This is a genomic window from Devosia soli (assembly GCF_000970455.1).
In the GTDB taxonomy this organism is placed as follows: domain Bacteria; phylum Pseudomonadota; class Alphaproteobacteria; order Rhizobiales; family Devosiaceae; genus Devosia; species Devosia soli.
In genome coordinates this window covers 75519-97745 of sequence record NZ_LAJG01000015.1, presented here as the reverse complement: position 1 = coordinate 97745, position 22227 = coordinate 75519, and the positions used below count along the sequence as shown (strand labels likewise).

The window sequence follows — 22227 nt, the reverse complement described above, 5'->3', positions numbered from 1 at the left end:
TGGTCTCATCGGGCCAATTCCGCCGCGATACCGCAGGACTGCTGTCCATCCGGCCCGGCACCACCTCCAGCAATTGGAAACTTCTATCACTGGGCATAGGAGCAGACATAGAAACTCACACCGTCATCAAATCAATCAGACGTGCAAATAATCCAACTCAAGCCAAAGCATCAGACGGGGGCGCCTTGGCGCTTACCGAACAGCTGCGACGGCAATATCCCAATCTCGCGTGCGAGCGCCGACACGTTCGCGCCCGGCTCCAGGCTCCGAGCGACCATCGCCGCCTTAAACTCGTCCGACCAGCGAAGCCGGCGTGCTACCGGAGCGCCTTCCAGGCCATCCGGAACAGCCTCAATCAGATGGAAACTTCTATCCGCACGCAAAGTCGCAGATATAGAACATGACACCCCTCACCAATCAGAAGGTGCCAAATACCGCCGCCTCAGCCGGCTGAACAGACGGGGTCAGCTTTGCGCTTACGCTGGTCGCTCATCCGCGCCAAGGAAAGCAAAACTGCCCACTGGGGCCGATTCTTGGGGTGAGTCACTGCCAATCACGCTCTCGTCCGGTAAATCTCGAGAGGCGGCGCGATGGACTGGCGTTCCGCTCGAGAGTTAGAAGCTACCGTATCCCGCGCAACAAACCTGCCACGTATTGAAAAATACCAGGATGATACCAAACTGCAGATCGCCCTTTTGAAGGGTGCGTTTCCAAACGTTCATCCATACACGCATCTATTGCGTCCCGTAGAAGTCCTAGTGCCGAAGAAATTTGGAGATAAGGATAAGTGGGGAAGCCATCAGTCTTTGTCGGAACAATAATAGCTTGGCTGATTATTTCGCCAGTATCGATGCCGGAGTCCACCAGGTGTACTGTAACGCCGCAGCGGTCCTGCTTCCCTTCGTATAAAGCCCAATAACCCCCGTGTACGCCTCTATACTCGGGGGTAATACCTGCGTGCGTGTTGATAAATTTAGCATTTGTGCTGTCGAGTAGCCGCTTCGATATAATCCTTGTGCCGTTTACGACAATAACTCTCGGCCCAAGTCTGCCGACCAAATCTATGCATTCGGTAGAATTTACGCTACTTACGCGGTGTAGCGCGTGTTCCGGAATGGGGGAGGTGTCTAAGTCATTGTCTCGAACAATTTCCCTTACACGAGCGTCAAATACCCGAGCGAGGATTGAGCGGAGTACGATCATAAAAACCAATTGTGACGCTACTCGGAGTAGGCCGACCTTCTTGATCCTGTTGCGAATCATAGTTTTTCGCGCGACAGGCTCTTCCAGTATCACCGTAATTTCGTGGAAGTACCTAGAGAGATAGTGGTAGACAATCCTGGTACTGTCGCCCGCACCGGCCAAAAGAATAATCACGCAAAATCGCCCATATTTAATGAGACCATTCCAAACTGATCAGACAAGTTGCGAAAGTGCCCTAAGACCTGACGCAGGAATGCCGTGTTCTGTTGAACGTCAACACCAAAATTGTGTGGGTGCCACCATAGATGAAAAATTTGGCCGGTCTTCGCCGCATGCGTCATTGCATTGGTGATCCGACGGAGCCGCAAGGGGTCGATGGGAGCCATGCGTCTCGAAAAAGGGCGCAAGAACCGGCTCGCTGGAACATCAATCATTTCCGCATGTTTTTTCGGTAGGCTCACATTCTGTCCAGAAAGATTCAAATAGTGATCGGTTAGGCGAGCAATCCTCTGCAGGGCGGGCTGCTTCACGCCGGGGCTCGCTTTGTGTATCCAAGACGCCTCATTGCCTCGGAACACACGCACACCTTTTTGGTGAAGTATATTCAAGTGTTCTTCCGAGCGTTGATTTCTGGGAAACACGAAGCTCTTCAGGCTAAGGCCATTTCTCTCAGCAATTGACTGAGCTGCGGTCATGTCGGCGGCAAACTGCTCGACTGTCTGCCCTGGCTCGAGACAGTAGTAATGAGAAAACGTATGTGACCCGATTTCTTGGCCTTCGGTTTCCTTAATCGTTTTGATTAGGGATGCGCCAAGGTAATAAGGGTCAATCGATTCATTTTTTCCTACTTCGTCAAAGTATTTGTAGCTCGATAATAAAGGGTTTTTATAAGTTGGACGGAGAGCTGGCGAGCTCTCGATTAACTCTTCTTTTGTAGCCGCCAGTGCCATTCCAACACTCGCCCAGGTGGCGCGAACGCCGAACTCGGTGAATATCTTCAGCATCGCAGGTATCGCATGCCGCTCGCCTAGGACATTCGCGCCATACGTGGCCCTCGTCGCATGGTCTCGTACGCCCCACATCAATTCAAAATCGAGCGAAATCAACATCACTGGACGTTGCGTTCGAACTGGGGTTTGTGACTGCATTGACGCCCTCAGTTTCTCCAGGCGAAACTCGTTATGCACGGAGTTGCGCTACTGGCTATCATCATCTGTTGTATCGAAATCCAGCGGCGGTGACCTGACCCCTCAAGTATTCTCTGATGTATTGAGAGTATTTGGGTTTATTGGGGAAATCACTTCAGATTCGCGCGTTAATCAAACTTGCAGCTGTCTGGATTTGGACAGCATCAAGAAATGATTCTAAGTCTTATCGCACGGCCCTCCGAAAGTCACGTCTAGGACTTTTTCGTAACCAAATTATGATAAACGCGAAACGTCTGTTCGGTAACTTGTCCTGCGCTGAACTCGTTATTTGCGCGCTCACGTCCATGATTGCCCATGCGTACCCGAATTTCTTTATTTGCTAGAAGTTGTTCTATGGCATTTGCCAATGCCGCCGCGTCTTTGGCTGGCACTAATAAGCCATTTTTGCCATGCGCTACGGCATCACGACAGCCGGGCACATCAGTGGTAATGCATGGCTTTGCACACGCCATCGCTTCAAGCAGCACCTTAGGTAGTCCCTCGCGATAGGATGGAAGGCATACTACGTCTGCTTGATTGAGACAGTGGGCCATATCGTCCCGGTGGCCCCACCACTCGATCAGCCCATCGTCCTGCCACGCGAGCAACTGCTCAGGCGCAATGCATGATGGGTTGTTCTGGTCAGCCATGCCCACAAGAACGAAGCGGGCGTTCAGGTGCCTCAGACGTTTGGCAGCCTCAACGAACTCGCCGACTCCCTTGTCCCAAAGCATTCTTGACGCAAGCATGACCAACGCTTCTTTGGATGTGGACCCAACCGGCGCATATTGCACTGTATCGACGCCAGCTCCTGGAATCAGATGCATCCGCTGCCTACTAACACCAGCTGCGGTAAGTGCCGCTGCATCATCGCTGTTCTGAACGATGACTTCGCTTTTCATAAGTAGGATCGGTAGAACTCGGCGCAACACCCAGCGCGCCAAGCTTTTGCGATCCTCGTCAGTAAAGAGAAAGCCTAAACCAGTGATCGCGGACACGCGGGCATGTGTACGCGTCAGCCAAGCTGCAATTTCGCCAATGACCACAGAGCGGAGGGCAATGTGATGAGTAACGTCCGGCTTCTCGCGTTGGTAAATCCTCGATAGGCGCCAAGCTTCGTGTAACAATCCAAACGGATTCAGGCCGCGGCGTTGCTGGGCAAATGGAACGACACGCGCTCCAGTGGCCTCAATCACCGTTCGCTGGCCATTATCTCGCGTGCATACGACCACTTCGAAGCCTTCAGTTATGGCCCGTGCGGCCAAGTTCAGTCGATGCGAGATAAAGTACCAGTCCTCGCTGACGACAAAAATCAACTTAACCATTCGTACCTTCAAGCCATGCCTGGAACATTATTACGTCCCACAAGTGGTAGGCCCAATTACGTTCTCCAGCGACATGCTCCTGCCACTTGTTACGCACTTGGTTGACGTCGAAAAAACCTTCGCTGCGGAGTTTGTCAGGGGTCAAGAGTGCCTCAGCCCAATCGCGCAGGCCACCACGTAGCCACTCATCGATCGGCACGCCGAAACCCATCTTTGGTCGCTCGATGAGCTGACGCGGGACATAGCGGTCCAGTACCTGCTTAAGTACCCACTTTCCTTCGCCCTCACGCAGCTTGTAATTGAGCGGCAAAGTCCACGCGAACTCGACCACGCGATGGTCAAGAAATGGCACTCGAGACTCGAGGCTGACGGCCATCGAGGCGCGGTCAACTTTTGTTAGGATGTCATCCGGCAGATAGGTCATGAAGTCGAGCAACATCATTTTTTCGACGTCGGTCAAGTTTCCAAGCGACGACCAATCCCGTGTGAGCTTGGTGTGCGGCTCGTTCGAGCCGAGAACAACGCGCTTTGGGTCGGGCCAGTGCGAAACGAAGCCACGATAGAGTTGGTCTATACCTACGCTTCCTAGAACGCTGGCAGCCTTATGAATCTTGTCGCCTAGATTGGTGCCGAAGCGCCGCTTCAATGGTGGCGCGAAATCGGTCACTGCATTCCAGCGGCCTGGCGAGATGCTTGCCATCGCACCGGAGGCGAGTGCTCGTACAGGCTGCGGCAGGCGTGAAAGCTTTTGCCATACATTGCTGGTCGCCTGATACCGGGTGTATCCCGCGAAAAGCTCGTCACCCGCATCGCCGGAAAGTGACACGGTCACATGTTCGCGCGCGAGCGCTGACACCAGATAGGTCGGAATCTGCGATGAATCCGAGAAAGGCTCGTCGTAGATGTGAGGCAATTTGGGAATGACCGCCATGGCCTGCGCCGCGCTGACGTAAAGTTCGGTATGATCGGTATTCAGATGCTGAGCCACAGTTTTGGCGAACACAGCCTCGTTGAATCGGCTCTCCTCAAAGCCGATGGTGAAGGTTTTGATCGGTCGGGCTGACTGACTTTGCATCAATGCAACGATAGTCGAAGAATCGACACCCCCCGACAGGAAGGCGCCCAACGGCACGTCAGCCATCATTTGCTGGTCCACGACTGACCGCAGAAGCGCGTCGAGATCATCTACTGCCTGCTCTGGCGTACCTTTGTACGGATCGGCTCGACCGTTTTCGACTACCCCTGTTATAGACCAATACTCGATCGGCTGTGGTGCCTGTTGCGATGCGACGTCGGAAAGGCTCAAAATGATCTGGCTTGCCGGTGGCAGCTTGTAAACATTCTGATAGATCGAATAGGGAGCTGGAACGTAGTTGTGCCGCAGCAACAGCGTGATCGCATCACGATTGATATTGCCCTCGAAGTGTGGATGTGCCCGTAAGGCCTTGAGTTCTGAGGCAAAAACCAAAGTTCGCGAGGGTCCGGTTCCCAGAAACCCATAATAAAGCGGCTTTTCGCCTGCTCGATCGCGTGCCAGCGTTAAAGTCGCCGTGTCGCGGTCCCAAAGACCGAAGGCAAACATCCCCTGGCATTTCTCGAGCGTCGACGTGACACCCCAGAAGTCAAAGCCGGCCAGCATTGTCTCGGTATCCGAGTGGCCACGCCAATCGACGAGATGTCCTTGGCTTTCAAGATCTTTGCGAAGCTGGGCATGATTGTAGATTTCGCCATTATACACTAGCACATAGCGGCCAGATACCGACGTCATGGGCTGATGGCCAGCCGGCGACAGATCGACGATTGCGAGCCGGCGGTGACCGAGGCCTACGCCGCGCTCCGCGTCGCACCAGGCGCCATGATCGTCCGGCCCTCGGGCCTCGATGGCCTTCGCCATGTTGATCAGGATCGTTTCACCATCGGTGCTGGATAAGCTGGGAAGAGCTAGAAAACCGACAATTCCGCACAAATGTGCACCTCTGCTTTGGTGTAAATCTTTGAATGACGTCTGAAGTCGGAGTACTGTTGGGTATGCCCAGTTACGAGTAGGGCAAATTGCGACAAGGCTTAGGCCTTTTCCTTGTGGCCCAAGGTGCGATAGACTTCTTCATATCCGTCTATACATGCTTCGAGTGAGAAAATATTGAAGACTCGCTCTCTGCCTCTGCCACCGAACACTTTGCGCTTGTGTTCATTCAGCAACTCGACTACCGCCTCCCCAAGCCTGTCTGGCGACTTGGCAGGCACTACGATGCCCGTCGTACCGTTGACTACAGCTTCCGCATTGCCCCCCACATCGGTAACTATCATCGGGAGGCCGGCCGCCATGCCCTCTAAGATGGAATTAGAGAAGCCTTCCTCATGTGAGGTAAGCAGGCCAATATCTGAAAGCGCCAGAAGATTTGCGATGTCCTTACGCGACCCGAGGAAGCGCACGTTCTCGCCAATGCCAAGGCTCAAGGCAAGATGCTCTAAGCCAGCCTGAATGCCATCATCACGGCCCACGCAAAGTAGAAGCCACCGGGGCGGAAGCCTTTCATTGATCGCTCCCAACGCCTCAATCAAATCCCGATGACCCTTGTAGGGGATAAGATTGGCAACCATGGTCAAGACGATGGCCTCTGGCTGAATGTTTTCTAGATCGCGCAAAGCCTGCCGAGACCTTGAGGATCGGAATTCTTCTACATCGATCCCGTTATAGATGAGCCGAATTTTTTTAGGGCTCACGCCTTCGGCGACAAGGTCGTTCTTGACCGCGATCGAGTTGGCAAGGATCAGGGACATTTTCGGATGCAACCAGCGCTCAAGCTTGCCGAAGAGGATGTGGTTGGCTTGATAGTGGTTCATGCTCCGTCGGCTCATGATTCTGCGTCGTACGGGAGTGAACAGAGAAACGATGCCCCCGACAATGTAGGCGGCCGGCAGAAAAAAATGCAAAACTCTCGGACGCTGCCGCCAAAGCAGAAACCATAGCGCAAAGGCGGTAATTACCAGGCCGACTCGCGCGCGAAGCCGGTCATTGCCAAGGTCGTTGACCCAACTTGGCATGGCGGCTGCATGAATGGGGATTGCATTCTCTTCCAGCACATCTGTCATCGGCCCGCCGGGCGACAACACGAAAATTGCTGGATCCCAGCCTCTTCGCTTCAAGGAAATTGCGAGTTTGGTGACGTGCCGCTCCGCTCCCCCAACGCTTAAGGAACCGATGACAAATAGGATGGATCGATCAGCCACTAGATTGCTCCAACCGATCGTGCGTGTGACCGCCTGTACCACTCAATAATCACTGCCAGAAAGGCTGAGATTGTGGCACCGGCTGTCAGCGCGACCGCGCCGGAATATTCAAAAAAACTCGTACTAACCAGCATGAACGTCACATACATAATACCTAGGTTCATCGCCGACAGCAGCGTCATCAGGAAAGGTTTGCCCTGAGCCTGCCATAGCTTGGCGTAGATATTGCTCATTATCGTACAGGGCAAGGATGCTGTGACAATCAGCCAATGCATGCTCACCCGATGAGCTGCGTCGGGGGTGAACTTTCCATCCAGTAGAATATTGAGTGTTGGCTCGCCGATCAGGCCCACACATAGAACACCCAGAATACCAATGGCCCAGCCTGCCAGCACAGAGTTTCGCATGATTTTGTCGACTTGCTGGGTCTGCTGCGTCCAGACGAGCTCGGCAAACTTGGCAAGAATGACGGTCGAGCTGGCCATGATAATCAACTGGATTGCTGCGAGGTGCAGCCTCAGGGCGTAGCCGAATGCCGAAACGGCACCGTCGCCGAAGCCGGTAATCCAGACCTGCGGTAGGCTAAGGACCAGATTGGACAAAATGACACCCGGAACCATCCAAACGCCGAGCCGCGCCATGTCCACGACAGCTGCCGCAAAACTGCGCCGCGGCGGCAGCGCGCCGATGAGGTTCAATCTGAGGGTGCTCAGCCCATAAATACAGATGCTGACTTGAAGTGCCACGCCAACTACCGTGCTCCACACCAGCGCCGATACGCCCCCGTCATTGAACACGAGCAGGATCAGCGCTCCGATCAGCCCATTTGCAACCGGCGCACCCGCTGCGATGGCGAAGCGGTTGCGCATGGCAAGTAGATAGCCAGTACAATCGCCCACAACGTTGAGTGCGAGCAGTGAGATCAGCGGCAGGAAAGCAAGCTTGAACGCCTGTTGAGTGGCCTCAGAAGCGTCGCCAGCCACCCAGGATGTTATCAAGCTCATCGCCAGGGCGAGGACAATGGACAGCCCTAAACCTAAAAGCAGTAAACCCAACAAAACGGCGCGCTCGAACGCGTCCACATCCTCGGCGCTCTCTCGGGCTGCGATCTGGCCGCGCACGGGAAAAAGCCCGGTCTGCACAATTCCGGATAGCGAGCTGGACAGAAGGACGGGAACAACTAGGGCTAGGTTGTACCCATCCACGGCAGCGTCCACGCCAAACGTGCGAGCTGTGACCCAAAGCTTCACGAATGCGGCTAATTGCGAAACTATTGTCAAAATCGCAATTACAGTGATCTGTCGCTTCATATCAGCGAAAGACGGCGCTCTTTTGCGCTAGGGCAATGTACCAGTCCATCGTCTCCGCCAATCCTGCTGCGACATCATGCGTCGGCTCAAAGCCCAAATTTTTCCGTGCCTTGGTGATGTCGGCTTGGGAATGCAGGACGTCGCCGGCGCGGAAATCCCGATATACAACATTGGTTTTCGGCAATTGCAGGCGCTGTTCCAACTCGGTGCGGATCATACCGGCCAATTCGGTCAGCGAGGTCCGGTCGCCGACTGCGACGTTGTAGACCTGGCCGCGCGCAGTATTGTCGGAAGTGGTTGCGGCCAAGATGTTGGCCTGAACCGCATTGGCAATGTAGCAAAAATCTCGGCTCGTACTGCCGTCTCCATTAATGAAGAGGTCGCCGCCGGCAAGATAACGGCTCACCCAGGTCGGTATAACAGCCGCATAGGCACCGTTGGGGTCCTGCCGAGCGCCGAAGACGTTGAAATACCGCAGGCCTGTCGCTTGAAAGCCGTAGCTTCGCGCAAATACGTCCGCATAGAGTTCGTTGACGAACTTCGTAATGGCATAGGGGCTGAGCGGGCGGCCAATCTTGTGCTCGACCTTTGGTAGGTCCGGATGATCACCATAGGTGCTGCTGCTCGCAGCGTAGGTAAAGCTTTGGACCTGTGCATCGCGAGCTGCGACTAGCATGTTCAAGAAACCGCCGATATTGGTGTCGTTGGTGCTGATTGGATCGGCGAGGCTACGCGGAACACTTCCCAGCGCGGCCTGATGCAGCACATGTTGTACAGGCAGATCGTCCCAGAGCATGGCGCTGCTGCAGTCTTTCAATTGCCGAATATCGCCTTCGATTAATCTGAACCGGCTCCATTGCTCGTGCGAAACTAAGTTTGTTACAGCTTTTAAGTTGGAGCGATGGCCAGTAGCGAAATTATCAAGGCCGACAACACGCTGATCGGCTTTCAGTAGCGTCTCGAGCAAGTTGCTGCCGATGAAGCCGGCAACGCCAGTCACCAGCCAGGTGGCCGGCTCCTTCTGGAGGCTAGCTATTACGGCATTGAAAGTGGGAGCAATGTTCACAGCCGACCATCCACAGCAGCGGCGGGCAAGACGCCTTTTACGTCGAAGATGACCCCGCCAGGCTGCAGCAGAGCCCGGATTTTATCAGGACCAAGTTCGATGAACTGCTTGTGCGCCACCGCAATGATGATGGCATTGTACGTGTTATTGGCAGGCAATTCGGCAAGGCAGTCGAGACCATATTCATGTCGTGCTTCAGCGGGACTCGCCCATGGATCGTAGATATCGACATCGGCATGGTACTCCTTGAGAGCATTCACGATGTCGACAACTTTGGTGTTGCGCAGATCCGGGCAGTTCTCCTTGAAAGTTAGACCAAGAACGAGAATTTTTGATTTCAGCACCGTGTGCTCAGCCTTGAGCATGAGCTTGACGGTCTGGTCTGCGACATGGCCGGCCATGCCGTCATTGATCCTGCGACCCGCCAGAATGACCTCTGGATGATAACCTACTTCCTGAGCCTTGTGGGTCAGGTAATAGGGGTCAACGCCGATGCAGTGACCGCCCACTAGGCCCGGGCGGAATGGCAGAAAATTCCACTTTGTACCGGCCGCTTCGAGAACTTCCAGAGTGTCGATCTTGAGACGGTGAAAGATCAGGCTTAGTTCATTCATCAATGCTATGTTGAGGTCGCGCTGGGTGTTCTCTATGACCTTTGCCGCTTCGGCGACCTTGATGCTGCTCGCCTTGTAGGTACCCGCAGTAATGATTTGAGAATAGAGTTGGTCGACCGCCTCGGCAACCGCTTCGGTACTACCGCTCGTCACCTTACGAATATCAGGGAGCCTGCGCTCATGGTCGCCAGGGTTGATGCGCTCAGGACTATATGCGCAGAAGAAGTCAACGTTGAACTGCAAGCCCGATGCCTTTTCCAAGATCGGGACGCAAATCTCCTCGGTGCAGCCAGGGTAGACAGTTGATTCATAGATGATAACCGAACCCTTTCGGATAGACTTGCCAACAGTCTCGCTGGCGCGCTGCAGTGGAGTAAGGTCAGGCCTGTTGGCCTGATCTATCGGGGTAGGCACGGTAACTATAAACACGCTACACGCCGCCAGGTCATCTAGTGAACTGGAAAAGGTTAGCCCCTTTGCCGATTGCAGCAAATCCGGCGGAACTTCTAATGTGCTATCTGCTCCGGCGCGCAACTCAGCAATCCGGCTTGGATTAATATCAAAGCCTAGCACATTGGCTTTCTTGCCAAATTCCACAGCCAAGGGGAGACCGACATATCCCAGCCCGATGATTGCTATTTTTTCGCCGATTAAATTCATGTTTAGCTCTCAGACGTTTTGAGGAGCGGTTGTCTCTGCTAGATCAGTGACCCATTCGCGCGGGGGAGCGCGTACTCCGTATCTTGGTTGGCGCAAAAAATCCAGCGCGCCTTCTACTCTAGATGCTGTGTTTCAAGGGATTTGAGCCCATATACTTGGTATGGTCTCTAGTTTTTCGGATACCGATCGAATCAAGTGGCGGTGTTGTCGCCTTGCCCGTTGCCGCGAATTGTCGCCAGGACAATATTCGCATCTAGCGCAAGTGATCGCAGCGCGAGGTAGCGCGCATCCAACTCAGCTAAGAGATGCGGATCGCTCATGTCGACACCGGCGACTTGTGCAAGGCCAGAGATACCAGGCTTTATGTCGAGGACACCTAGTCTCTCTCTGGCTTCGACCAGCGTCCGCTGCGTCGGCAAGCAGGGGCGCGGCCCAATAAAACTCATCTCGTTTCTGAAGATGTTCCAGATCTGGGGAAGCTCATCCAACTTTGTTCGGCGCAATACGCGTCCCAGGGAGGTCACTGCACTTCCTGAGACGAGGTTGGTGGCAGTCTGTGGCGTGCCAGCTTTCATCGTCCTAAACTTGAAGCAGGTAAAAATTCGTCCGCCACGCCCGACGCGCTCTTGGGCAAATATGCCTGGCCCTCTAGATTGAAGCCTGATTGCAGCCCACAAAATCAAGAATAACCACCACAACAGAAGCCCTATAAGCGTTGCGCCGAGCAGATCCGTTGTCCGCGATATGAAGCCGTAGACGCGGTTGCCATACTGCTGATCCGTTAGGATAACGAATTTAGGCTGTGGAGAGATTGCAGCTTTGAGGACAAATTGCACAATCGCCGTGATCGATGTTGTCGGCCGTAGCGCCGACAACATCGAAAACAATCCATTCGCGAGCGGTGCCGGCAGGCTGTTCAGGACGGAGAGCTTTCCTGCCCAGGTGTCTCCATGGACCGCAGCCAAATAAAGAGTAGTAACCGTGATCCCTGACACTTGTGCCAGCCGGCTCGACCCTAGCCGCTTGCTTTCAGAATACGGATCATTTCTGCGGTCATCAAGGGCGTGAGTAGATGATACGTAGACAAACAGGGGTATTCCAGCAGCACGTGCCGTTTCGGCCGTCGCTAAAGCCAACTTTACATTTATAGCGTAAAAGTCACTTTCCGAGGCTCGAACGCTATTGTTAAGGGCCGCAAGGTGAAGCACCAAGTCGGCTCCCACAGCCCGCCGTCCAAAGTCGTCATACCCGCAAACGTCTTGCTCAGGGAATTGCTGCTTCAGCCGATTGGTATCCCGCCCAACCAGAAGCAATGATACGCCCTTACTAGTGAGGGCATATACTAACGCGCGTCCCACGACGCCCGACGCGCCAGTTATGACAATTTTCATTCTGAGTATTCCTGGGCGAAAATTTTCGAGGCACCTAATATTTAGGTGCGCGTTAGCCACTCGCGCGTACTAAGCTGAAAAGCAAATCTCGAGACGTCGCCTCGTTGTGCTCCGCAACTGAAGCTTTCAGCTCTGTCAGAGCGGTGTCGATGTCTAAGTCGATAATTTTAGGAGCGGCGCGCATAATCTTGGTATGGTCAGTACGTTGAGCTGTCGTTGCGTCGTAAAACAATTCTTCATACATTTTCTCACCGGGGCGCTTGCCTGTGACGACAATCTCTATATCGCCATGAGCATTATGCTCGTCCCGAACGGTTAGACCCGCCAACCTGATCATGTTATCCGCCAGATCGGAAATAAGTATTGGGTCGCCCATATCGAGCAAGAACACATCTCCGCCTTCGGAAAGTGCTCCAGCCTGCACGATCAGTTCAGCTGCCTCTTCAATTGACATGAAGTAGCGCGTCATTTCCGGGTCGGTGAGCGTGACAGGGCCACCATTAGCGATCTGCTTGGTAAACAGTGGAACGACTGAGCCATTCGATCCTAAAACGTTGCCAAAGCGAACGGCACAGAATTTTTGCCCCGTTCCAGCACGGTTTGCACGCGCAGCAACTTTCGCCACTGTCAACTCCGCCCATCTTTTAGTTGCGCCCATCACATTAGTGGGGCGCACCGCCTTGTCAGTGGAGATCAGGACGAAGTGTTCGACTCCATGCGAGAAGGAAGCCTCGGCAACGATGGAGGTGCCGAAGACGTTGTTTTTTATACCTTCAAGTGCATTCGCTTCCACCAACGGGACGTGCTTGTGAGCCGCAGCGTGAAAAACAACTGCTATATGATTGTCAGCCAGCACTTGTTCCACCCGAGACTGGTCCACGACAGATCCCAACACGGGAACAATGATCAGGTCCTGTACTTCAGCGAGCTCGCGTTCTATCTGATAAAGCGCGAACTCGTTGGCTTCAAATAGAACCAGACGTTCTGGCTTCCAACGGGCAATTTTGCGGCACAGTTCTGATCCGATGGACCCGCCGGCGCCCGTGACCATGATGGAGCGGCCGACGATCATACGCCTGATAAGCTCTGGCTGAGGCGGCACGGATGACCGACCTAGCAACTCGACTATATCAATCTCTTTGATCTGACTGACCAGATATTTTTCCGTGACTAAGTCAGCGATAGACGGCAGGGCTTTGACTTTGACGCCGCGCGCACTCACGGAGCTAACAATTTCCTTGCGTCTTTGTGCCGTTATCGAGGGAATAGACAGGATGACATCACTGACCCCGTAGTCATTGACAATCTGCTCTAGCTTTGATGGGGGATATATCCTCAGCCCTGCTAGCTCCCGGCGGTGCAGCAGCGGATTGTCGTCCAGAAAGCCGATAACGCGATGCGTACTGCGCAGGGAATTTGCCAGTTGGACGCCAGCGTCGCCAGCTCCGTAGATCAATACAGCTTTATGTTCGCTGCTCAAGCTATGGCGGCGCGACAAGAACACCCACTTTGCAACAAACCTACTTCCTGCCACGAGCAATGTGCCCAGACCAAAATAGATTATGGGAACCGACCTAGGAACCACGCCTCTGCCCGCCATCTCGGACAGGAAAACCGCCAGCACCCAGACGATGGTTGCCATCGCCATTGCCTGCAGCACCGTCCACATGGCTCGCTCCGGGAGGTAGCGCACGACTGCGCGGTAGAGCCCCAAACGAACGAAGATTGGTATCGCGACAACGGGCGCAGAGAAAATAACCGCCCATTCGTCAATGGTTTGTGGCGCATACCAGTTGTCATATCGGAGGCAGTAGCTTGTCCAAAGCGAGAACGACAACAACGCAATATCAGAGAGAATGAGAACCGCCTGCTTTGCTCGCCGGGGCAAACCCAACACATGGGCGCGAAATTTATCGATCATTCGGTGTTCCAAAGCGCCTTGCTTTCAATAGCCTGCAGTGCCGATAGGATATTGCGCTCTCACGAGCAATGTAGATATTTTCCGAGCAGAGTTCGCTTGGAGAAGCAATTCTCTGCCGCGACAGCATTTTTGGGCTTGGCGCGGTCCCTTAGATCTCCTCAAAATTGGGTAACGTGCGTTCAATTAGACGACGTGGAAGATGAAGCGTCGCGTTTTGCGTGAGGAGTAGATTATCGCATGCTCGAGGAGGCGGGGAGGGTGGACATGCTTTTGCTAAGCGGGACTTGTGTTGGGGCCAAAAGCAAATCACTGCCTACTGTGGCTGTTACGTGTGCGATCTGGCAGGCAATGTAGGCACTGCTGCTGTCTGACAGCCACTCGAGCTGGAGGCCAAACCTTGCGTGTGCGAAGCGCGGATCCAAAGAAACCAGAACGGAATGCAATCTACCGACCTTTCGAAAAGGCCGGTATCTGCGACCGTATCGCAGTGCAGTTGGACCGCAGCAAAATGCGTGGGGTCAGGTGGCAGTCAGTGAAGCGGCCTTTACAAAGCAAACGTTCGATAACGGCACCTATCGATCGCGGCTTTTTGTTCTGGAAGGCCGTACTTTGAAGGCAAGTCCCAGCAAATCCTCCGCACCATACCGGCGCGAAGCCGAAGCTTTAAGAGTTTAGCTCGAGAGATTGCGGCTGTCTTGTCGCCCAATGCGTTCCGCACGTCTACTATCTCTGAAACTTGATAGGCGTTTCCGACCGTCTCGCGATTGGCCGGGCGGAATCGAATTTGCGATCTTGCTGAAGCGGCGGAAATATGCAAATTTCGTTTTGCATACGAATGCAAAATGGGGAAGCGTTCGGATGTTGTTGGTCGGGAACGCCAGCAGGGAGCGCGACATCCAGGGACGTCGCGATAACGCACCGGCACGCATGTGCCGAGCCAGGAGAACACAATGAAGCCCTTCTTTATGCTTGCCGTTTCGACGGTTGCTTTGGCCCTTGGAGCAGGTGCTGCTTATGCTGAATGTGGCATCGAAGCCGGTTCGGTCCGTATTCTTAGCAATGACTTTGAGGCGCTTCGCCTCGTCAACAAGACTGCCGAAGAATGCGCCAGCGATAGCGTGACGGTCACGGCAAACGCGACGGCCGAGCACAAGAACCTCCAGGTGCCGGCGCTCTCGATCAATCCAGCCGAATATACGGTTGCGGTGGTCGCCAACAATTCCATCGTTCCGTTGATGAACGACGATCTCATTCGCCCGCTTGATGATCTCGTGGCTGAATATGGCGCTTCGCTGCAGCCGAACCAGCTGATCAAGATCGATGGCAAGACCATGGCTGTCGCCTTCATGGGAAATGCCCAGCATCTTTTCTATCGCAAGGATATCCTCGACAAGGCCGGCATTGCCGAGCCGAAGTCCTATGAGGACATCCTGGCGGCTGCCGAAAAAATCAAAGCCGATGGCTTGATGGAATATCCGCTGGCTGCTTCCGATAAGCCGGGTTGGGACCTCGCCGCAGAATTCGTCAATGCCTATCTCGGCACCGGCGGCGAATTCTTCGCGCCCGGTTCGGCCGAACTCGCCATCGACAACGAAAACGGCATGAAGGTTCTCGAGACCATGAAGGCGCTGACAGCCTATATGGATCCGGACTACCTGACCTTTGACGCCAATGGCATTCAGGCCGAATACAAGGCCGGCAAGGTCGCCATGATGGTGCAGTGGGGCTCGCTCGCCGGCGACATGCTTAAGGGTGAAGGCGCTGCCGAAGGCGTCGTCGAGAACACCGTGATGGCTGGCGCGCCGACCATCGGTGGCGGCACGGTTCCAGCCGTTGCGCTCTGGTGGGATGGTTTCACCATCGCCAAGAACATTTCGGATGAAGACGCTGCCGCCTCGTTCCAGGCCATGGTGCATGGCATCAGCCCGGAAATGGTGGCTGCCAACCCAACCGTCGCGACTTGGCTCGTTGAAGGCTATGAGCCCGGCCCGAATGCAGTCGGGGTGATCGCGACCGCCAATGCCGGTGCCCGTGCTTATCCGATGCAGCCCTATATGGGCCTGCTGCACACAGCGCTCTCTTCGGAATTGGCCGAATACATGGCCGGTAAGGAAGACGCTACCCAGGCTCTGGCGGACGTCAAGGCCGCCTATGACACCGCTGCCAAGGAAGGCGGCTACCTCTAAGGGCTAGTCTCCTGTCTGGGCAGGTGACTGCCCTCCCATACTGAAATGCACCTCCCCCTTGATGGGGGAGGCGGGGAGGGGAGCTTTTAACCGCGACATCGTGGCGATCGCGCCCCCACCCTTGAACCCTCCCCACCATGGGGGAGGGTGTCTACTGAGACATCGCGTCTCATCCGTCCCGGCCTAGCTCCCCGCTCAAGCTTTGAGGAGGCATTGCATGCCGCACAAGACATTCTTTGCTTTCATTCTGCCCTCGCTGATCGCCATGGCGCTCTTTATCGCGCTGCCGATCGTTTCGGTCGTGGTGCAAAGTTTCCATGTCGAACACGGGCGCATCCTTGTCGAGGTCGAAAGCTGCCAGCCGTTCGGGGGATGCACCAAGGAAACGCGTGTCGACACTGCGGCAATGGCCGAGCTCAAGGCCGAGCAGCCGATGGGCCAGTTCAATGGTTTTGGGACATATCTCAATCGTGGCCATTTGGCGGTGAACGAGATCGGCGCCATTCTCGCCAACAATACCGGCTTTGGCGACATCGTCACCCGCATCTACAACCTGCCGTTCTATAAGGCGCTGAGCTTCACGCTGGTCTTCTGCTTTGTCGTGACGCCGCTGGCCATGGCGCTCGGTTTTGCGATTGCACTGGCCGTAAACACATTGCCCAAGGTCACCAAGGGGCCGGTGATCTTCTTTTCGCTCCTGCCAATGATCATCACGCCGCTGATCGGCTCGCTGATCCTTTATTGGATGATCCAGCCCAATGGGATCATTGGCGCGACCCTGCGCCACGTCTTCAACGATCCAACCCTGTCGCTGCGCCAGTCGCCGGCGCTGACGTGGTTCTCGCTGCTGTTCTATGGCGTTTGGACCAATGCGCCCTTCAGCTTCGTGGTCTTTTATGCCGGGCTCCAGACCGTGCCGGCCGATACGCTTGAATCGGCGATGATCGACGGCGCTTCGCGCTGGGAGCGCATCCGCTATATCGTCATTCCGCATCTGGCGCCGCTCGCGACCTTTGTCGCGCTGGTGCAGCTGATGGACAATTTCCGTGTGTTCGAACCGATTGTCGGCTTTTCTGCCGAGGCCAATGCGACCTCCCTGAGCTGGATGATCTTCAATGATCTCGCCGGCGATGCGCAGCTCTTCGGTTCGGCCGGCGCCACTTCGGTTCTGACTATTATCGGCGTCGTGATCCTTCTAACCCCAGTGCTGATCCGCACCTGGCGCGAATTCAACCACAAGGTGGTCTGACATGTCCCAAGCAACGCTATCCCACAAGCGCCCGCTGGGCCTTACCATCCTGATCACCGCCTTCATCGTCGTCTGGGTGATCCTTGCCGCCTTTCCGTTCTTCTGGACGGTCTGGGGCTCGTTCAAGGTCGAGCCAGACTTCTTTTCCCGCGAAAGCTGGTGGAATGCGATTTTTGGCGTTTACACCCAGCGCCAGAACGATGGCAGCGCCTTTACCGGCTCGGGCTACTATGGCGCCTGGGTGACCCGAGAATTCTGGCGCGCGGTGGGCAATACGGCCATCGTCACTGTGTCGGTCACTGTCATCTCGCTCACCCTAGGCACGCTCGGCGGCTACGCCCTGGCGCGGTCAGGCCAACGCTATGCGTTCTGGATCCTGATCTTGGCGCTGGTGTTCCGCGCCATGCCGCATATCACCTTGGTTTCAGGTTATCTGCTGCCCTTCTTCCAACTCAATATCTGGGGCGTGTTGCCGACATCGATCATTGTGCTCGTCGCCATCAACCAGCCTTTTACGCTCTGGATGCTGCACTCGTTCTTTCTCTCGATCCCTAAGGATCTCGATGAAAGCGCCATGGTCGACGGCTGTTCGCGCTTCGAAGCGTTCCGCCGCGTGATCATACCGGTGATGTGGCCGGGTGTTGTCACGACGGGGCTCTTCAGCTTTCTCCTTGCCTACAATGACTTTGCGGTGACCTCGATGCTGCTCAGCGCCGATAACCAGACCATGGTGCCGAAAATCTCGAGCTTCCTCGGTTCGGTGCAGGAACAGGGCAATGTTATGTTCGCCGTGGCGGCCGTCGTTTCGGCCACTGTGCCGCTTTTTATTCTCGTGCTCTTCTTCCAACGCCAGATCGTCAGCGGCCTGACCGCCGGCGCAGTGAAAGGCTGATTCCGATGGCCCAGATCCGTCTCAAGAACGTCTCCAAGCGCTGGAACAATTTTGTCGGCGTCGACAATTTCAATCTCGATATCGCCGACCAGGAATTCCTTGTGCTGCTCGGCCCCTCGGGCTGCGGGAAGACGACGACCATGCGCATGATCGCGGGGCTCGAAGAGATTACCGAGGGCGAAATCTGGATCGGGGACCGGCTGGTCAACAAGCTCGAGCCCAAGGACCGGGACATTTCCATGGTGTTCCAGAGCTATGGCCTTTATCCCAACATGACGGTCTATGAGAACATCCGCTTCCCGCTAAAGGTGCGGAAAGTGCCGCAGGAACAGCACCATGAGCGCGTCATGGCGGCGAGCAAGATGGTGGAGCTCGACGACTTTTTGCAACGCCGTCCGGCAGCGCTTTCGGGTGGCCAGCGCCAGCGTGTCGCCTTGGCGCGTGCCATCGTGCGTGAGCCCAATGCGTTCCTGATGGATGAGCCGCTGTCGAACCTCGATGCCAAGCTGCGTGTCTCGACACGCGCCCAGATCAAGAACCTGCACCATACGCTCAAGCGCACGACGATCTATGTGACGCATGACCAGATCGAAGCCATGACGCTGGCAGACCGTGTAGTCGTCATGAACAAGGGGCTCGTGCAGCAGGTCGGCACGCCGATGGAGATCTATGATCGTCCGGCGAATACCTTTGTCGCGAGTTTTATCGGTTCGCCGGCAATGAACTTGATTCAGGGCTCGATCGAAGGCGGCGTCTTTACCGCCTCGGGCATTCGTATCGAGGGGCTGACCTCCGTCGCCAAGGGCCCGGTGACGCTTGGCTTCCGTGCCGAGGATGCGACGCTGGCGGACAGCAATGGGCAGATCGAGGCGCCGATCTACACGGTCGAGCTTTTGGGTGAAGCAACCATGCTCTCGATGCGCGTAGCGGGCGAACTGGTGTCGATCAAGGTTGGCAAGGATTATCGCGCCGAGATCGGCGATATGGCGCGCGTTGCCATTCCCGCCGCGGCCTGCCATCTCTTTGATCATTCGACCGGTGCGCGGATCGCCTGAAATGTGCAGTGACGAACGGTCCGATCGGACCGTCTACTTTCGCGAGCGTGCTGCGGCAGCCGGGCTCCGCTTGAGCGAGGGTGAGGCCGAAAGTCTTTTCGGGCTTGCCGCCTGGATGAGCGATGGTCTCGCAGGGCCAACGCGGGCAGCGCCTGACCATGCGGTGTTGGATCTCGATATCGCCGAGCTTGGTGCGCGGCTGCGCGACGGTCGGTTGACGTCGGTTGCACTTATCGAAGCGACCTTGCAGCGGATCGCAGAGCGGGATGCATCTTATCTCGCCTTTTATGCCGTGGCTTCGAAACAGGCGCGCTTGGACGCGCAGAAGGCCGATGCCGAACTTGCCGAGGGGCAGGATCGTGGGCCACTCCATGGCATTCCCGTCGGCATCAAGGACATGATCGACGTTTCAGGCATGGCAACAACCGCGAACGCGCCGGGACGGCGTGAAGCCGTGGCAACGGCTGACGCCGAAGTGGTGCGGCGGCTGCGTGAGGCCGGGGCAGTCGTCATCGGCAAGCTTGCGACCTATGAGTGGGGCACGGTGGGGCCCGATAAGCGCGGCCTGTTTCCGCCCGCGAAAAATCCCTGGAGCCTTGAGCATATTACCGGTGGTTCGTCCTCCGGTTGTGCAGTGGCGGTTGCAGGCGGGCTGGTTCGCACGACGATCGGCACGGATACTGGCGGCTCGGTGCGCGGGCCGGCTTTTTATTGCGGGGTGGTCGGGCTCAAGCCTACATGGGGCTCAGTGCCCAAGGATGGTGCGTTGACCATGTCGCCGAGCATGGATCATGTCGGGCCGATGAGCCGGACAGTTGCGGAAGCGGCTCTGACCTTCGATGTCATTGCCGGCAAGAATGGCGAAGAGGCAGCGACGCATCTCCTTGGCCAGCCGATTGCCGGACTGAAAATCGGCTATGCGCGCAACTGGTTTGCCCATGATCCGCAGGTCATGCCGGCCGTGCTCGCGGCTATGGATGCTGCCGCGTCAAAGTTCAGCGAACTGGGCGCCCTGATCGACGAGATCGACCTGCCGGACTATCCCTCGATCGAGATTGCCGCTGCCGCGATCCTTCACAAGGAGAGCTTCGATTTCCACGCCGAAGCGTTGCGGGAGCACCCGGACGCTTATGGCCGCCGCGCTTTTCTTAGCCTTGCTGGCGGCTTTGCTATCGATGATGCGGAGCTGTCGGCGGCGCGGCAGATTGGGCGTGAGTTTACCGCAAGCGTCAACCGGGTACTCGATGCACATGATGTCATCATCACCGTCGGCGCTCTGACAACCGCGCTGGAAGCGGCGCCATTCGAAAAAGAAGCGGTGTGGACGCCGATGCGGACCATAGGCTTTAATGTCTCAGGGCATCCAGTTTTGGCCATGCCCATAGGTTTCCATGAGGGCTTGCCGATCGGGATGCAGATCATCGGGCGCCACTACGACGAGGCCAGGATCATCCAGGTCGGCCATGCTTTCGAGCAGGCGACAGATTTCAGCCTACAGCGACCACCAACACCAAGCTAAATGCGGCGAAAGTCGCTGTCGACTACATCGTCTAGTGAGTAATTGCATACGTATTCAGTGTGCTCAACGAACCAAAAGAGGAGCGTTCCATGCCAGTTTGGCTCAAGCGCGGTAAGGATGTCGAGGAGCGGGCGGAGGCGGATCGTCAGGTTCGCGCAACCGTCGAAGGAATTTTGGGCGATATCGAAAAGCGCGGCGACGAAGCCGTGCGGGAGCTTTCGCAAAAGTTCGACAAGTGGGACCGTCCCGACTTCCGGCTGAGCCAGAAAGAGATCGACGACTGCAAGGCGCAGTTGACCGATCAGGACCTGCACGACATCGAGTTCGCCCAGAAGCAGGTTCGCAATTTCGCGCAGAAGCAGAAGGAGACGATGCTTGACCTCGAAGTCGAGACCATGCCGGGTGTAACGCTGGGGCATAAGCATGTGCCGATTTCGGCCGTGGGTTGCTATGTGCCAGGCGGCAAGTATCCGCTCTTGGCCTCGGCCCATATGTCTGTGCTCACAGCCAAGGTCGCGGGCTGCCCGCGCGTCATCACCTGTGCGCCGCCCTTCAATGGCAAGCCCGCGCCGGCGATCGTTGCCGCGCAGGCCATGGCAGGTGCCGACGAGATTTATGTGCTCGGCGGTATTCAGGCGATTGGCGCGATGGCGATCGGCACCGAGAGCATTTCGCCGGTTGATATGCTGGTCGGCCCGGGCAATGCCTTTGTTGCGGAAGCCAAGCGCCAGCTTTATGGGCGCGTCGGCATCGACCTCTTCGCCGGCCCGACGGAAACGCTGGTCATTGCCGACGAAACCGTTGACGGTGAACTCTGCGCTACCGACCTTCTCGGTCAGGCCGAGCATGGTCCGACGAGCCCGGCGATCCTCCTCACCAATTCGGAGAAGCTGGCGCGCGACACCATGGCCGAGATCGAGCGGCTTCTTACCATTCTGCCCACTGCCGATATCGCGAAAAAGTCGTGGGCAGACTTCGGTGAAGTGATCGTCTGCGAGTCGTACGAAGAGATGCTCGCCGAGGCCGACCGCATTGCTTCAGAGCACGTGCAGGTCATGACCGACCGCGACATGTGGTTCCGCGATAACCTCACCAATTATGGCGCGCTGTTCCTCGGACCGCGCACCAACGTGGCCTATGGCGATAAGGTGATCGGCACCAATCATACCCTCCCCACGATGAAGGCGGCGCGCTACACCGGTGGCCTCTGGGTGGGCAAATTCATGAAGACCTGCACGTGGCAGACTGTCACCACTGACGAGGCCTCGGCCACGATCGGCGCCTATGGCTCGCGCCTCTCGATGCTTGAAGGCTTTGTCGGCCATGCCGAACAGGCAAATATCCGCGTACGGCGCTATGGCGGTCGCAACGTGCCTTATGGTACGGCCGCTGCGCCTCTCAAAGCTGCCGAGTAAACC

General features: G+C 56.0%; 17 protein-coding genes. 6 read left to right on the top strand and 11 right to left on the bottom strand.

Translation table 11 applies throughout. From position 1 onward, the window contains the following. Positions 1–170: 170 nt before the first annotated feature. The 11 genes from VW35_RS22150 to VW35_RS08900 form a co-directional block, all read right to left on the bottom strand. A complete protein-coding gene (locus tag VW35_RS22150; protein WP_152662537.1) occupies positions 171–407 on the bottom strand; it encodes a transposase in 237 nt (78 codons plus the stop codon). A 214-nt stretch (positions 408–621) separates the two neighbouring features. Next, the gene (locus VW35_RS22275; protein WP_425283762.1) at positions 622–1203 is read right to left on the bottom strand and encodes a formyl transferase; all 582 of its coding nucleotides are present in this window, start codon (positions 1201–1203) and stop codon (positions 622–624) included. Positions 1204–1373: 170 nt separating this feature from the next. Next, positions 1374–2351, bottom strand: a complete 978-nt coding sequence (locus VW35_RS08940; protein ID WP_083982598.1) for a polysaccharide deacetylase family protein — start codon at positions 2349–2351, stop codon at positions 1374–1376. A gap of 251 nt (positions 2352–2602) precedes the next feature. After that, positions 2603–3715: a glycosyltransferase family 4 protein gene (locus VW35_RS08935; RefSeq protein WP_046142709.1), complete on the bottom strand. Its 1113-nt coding sequence runs from the start codon at positions 3713–3715 to the stop codon at positions 2603–2605. Continuing rightward, complete coding sequence (asnB, locus tag VW35_RS08930) at positions 3708–5681, bottom strand: asparagine synthase (glutamine-hydrolyzing) (RefSeq protein WP_046142708.1); 1974 nt, start codon at positions 5679–5681, stop codon at positions 3708–3710. Before asnB ends, VW35_RS08935 begins: the two co-directional genes overlap by 8 nt. Positions 5682–5779: 98 nt before the next feature. Beyond that, positions 5780–6946, bottom strand: coding sequence for a glycosyltransferase (locus tag VW35_RS08925; RefSeq protein ID WP_161796885.1), 1167 nt, complete (start codon positions 6944–6946; stop codon positions 5780–5782). Continuing rightward, complete coding sequence (locus VW35_RS08920) at positions 6946–8256, bottom strand: lipid II flippase MurJ (RefSeq protein WP_046142707.1); 1311 nt, start codon at positions 8254–8256, stop codon at positions 6946–6948. The genes VW35_RS08925 and VW35_RS08920 overlap by 1 nt, the downstream gene beginning before the upstream one ends. A 1-nt stretch (position 8257) precedes the next feature. After that, a complete protein-coding gene (locus VW35_RS08915; protein WP_280136761.1) occupies positions 8258–9322 on the bottom strand; it encodes an NAD-dependent epimerase/dehydratase family protein in 1065 nt (354 codons plus the stop codon). Then, positions 9319–10596: a nucleotide sugar dehydrogenase gene (locus tag VW35_RS08910; protein ID WP_046142706.1), complete on the bottom strand. Its 1278-nt coding sequence runs from the start codon at positions 10594–10596 to the stop codon at positions 9319–9321. The genes VW35_RS08915 and VW35_RS08910 overlap by 4 nt, the downstream gene beginning before the upstream one ends. A gap of 191 nt (positions 10597–10787) precedes the next feature. After that, positions 10788–11987 (bottom strand): sugar transferase, encoded by a 1200-nt coding sequence (locus VW35_RS20975; protein ID WP_083982594.1) that lies wholly within the window; start codon positions 11985–11987, stop codon positions 10788–10790. Positions 11988–12039: 52 nt separating this feature from the next. Beyond that, entirely contained in the window at positions 12040–13908 is a 1869-nt protein-coding gene (locus tag VW35_RS08900) for a nucleoside-diphosphate sugar epimerase/dehydratase (protein WP_046142705.1), read from the bottom strand. Between the two features lie 950 nt (positions 13909–14858). Here VW35_RS08900 and VW35_RS08895 point away from each other — a divergent pair. The 6 genes from VW35_RS08895 (at position 14859) to hisD (ending at position 22224) form a co-directional block, all read left to right on the top strand. Beyond that, positions 14859–16094 carry an ABC transporter substrate-binding protein gene (locus VW35_RS08895; protein ID WP_046142704.1) on the top strand — a complete coding sequence of 412 codons (1236 nt, stop codon included), beginning with the start codon at positions 14859–14861 and terminating at the stop codon, positions 16092–16094. Positions 16095–16311: 217 nt separating this feature from the next. Next, on the top strand, positions 16312–17343 hold the full coding sequence (locus tag VW35_RS08890; RefSeq protein ID WP_046142703.1) for a carbohydrate ABC transporter permease: 1032 nt from the start codon (positions 16312–16314) through the stop codon (positions 17341–17343). A 1-nt stretch (position 17344) separates the two neighbouring features. Further along, the gene (locus VW35_RS08885) at positions 17345–18235 is read left to right on the top strand and encodes a carbohydrate ABC transporter permease (protein WP_046142702.1); all 891 of its coding nucleotides are present in this window, start codon (positions 17345–17347) and stop codon (positions 18233–18235) included. A gap of 5 nt (positions 18236–18240) precedes the next feature. Further along, the gene (locus VW35_RS08880; protein WP_046142701.1) at positions 18241–19290 is read left to right on the top strand and encodes an ABC transporter ATP-binding protein; all 1050 of its coding nucleotides are present in this window, start codon (positions 18241–18243) and stop codon (positions 19288–19290) included. A gap of 1 nt (position 19291) precedes the next feature. Beyond that, on the top strand, positions 19292–20809 hold the full coding sequence (locus VW35_RS08875; protein WP_244465866.1) for an amidase: 1518 nt from the start codon (positions 19292–19294) through the stop codon (positions 20807–20809). Positions 20810–20898: 89 nt separating this feature from the next. Then, complete coding sequence (gene hisD / locus VW35_RS08870) at positions 20899–22224, top strand: histidinol dehydrogenase (RefSeq protein ID WP_046142700.1); 1326 nt, start codon at positions 20899–20901, stop codon at positions 22222–22224. Positions 22225–22227 lie beyond the last annotated feature (3 nt).

What these genes read in the sequence shown, in the direction of transcription:
- VW35_RS22275 (WP_425283762.1), bottom strand. Translation starts at nt 1,203, where the DNA reads ATGATCGTACTCCGCTCAATCCTCGCTCGGGTATTTGACGCTCGTGTA.
- VW35_RS08940 (WP_083982598.1), bottom strand. Translation starts at nt 2,351, where the DNA reads ATGCAGTCACAAACCCCAGTTCGAACGCAACGTCCAGTGATGTTGATT.
- VW35_RS08935 (WP_046142709.1), bottom strand. Translation starts at nt 3,715, where the DNA reads ATGGTTAAGTTGATTTTTGTCGTCAGCGAGGACTGGTACTTTATCTCG.
- VW35_RS08920 (WP_046142707.1), bottom strand. Translation starts at nt 8,256, where the DNA reads ATGAAGCGACAGATCACTGTAATTGCGATTTTGACAATAGTTTCGCAA.
- VW35_RS08910 (WP_046142706.1), bottom strand. Translation starts at nt 10,596, where the DNA reads ATGAATTTAATCGGCGAAAAAATAGCAATCATCGGGCTGGGATATGTC.
- VW35_RS20975 (WP_083982594.1), bottom strand. Translation starts at nt 11,987, where the DNA reads ATGAAAATTGTCATAACTGGCGCGTCGGGCGTCGTGGGACGCGCGTTA.
- VW35_RS08900 (WP_046142705.1), bottom strand. Translation starts at nt 13,908, where the DNA reads ATGATCGATAAATTTCGCGCCCATGTGTTGGGTTTGCCCCGGCGAGCA.
- VW35_RS08895 (WP_046142704.1), top strand. Translation starts at nt 14,859, where the DNA reads ATGAAGCCCTTCTTTATGCTTGCCGTTTCGACGGTTGCTTTGGCCCTT.
- VW35_RS08890 (WP_046142703.1), top strand. Translation starts at nt 16,312, where the DNA reads ATGCCGCACAAGACATTCTTTGCTTTCATTCTGCCCTCGCTGATCGCC.
- VW35_RS08885 (WP_046142702.1), top strand. Translation starts at nt 17,345, where the DNA reads ATGTCCCAAGCAACGCTATCCCACAAGCGCCCGCTGGGCCTTACCATC.
- VW35_RS08880 (WP_046142701.1), top strand. Translation starts at nt 18,241, where the DNA reads ATGGCCCAGATCCGTCTCAAGAACGTCTCCAAGCGCTGGAACAATTTT.
- VW35_RS08875 (WP_244465866.1), top strand. Translation starts at nt 19,292, where the DNA reads ATGTGCAGTGACGAACGGTCCGATCGGACCGTCTACTTTCGCGAGCGT.
- hisD (WP_046142700.1), top strand. Translation starts at nt 20,899, where the DNA reads ATGCCAGTTTGGCTCAAGCGCGGTAAGGATGTCGAGGAGCGGGCGGAG.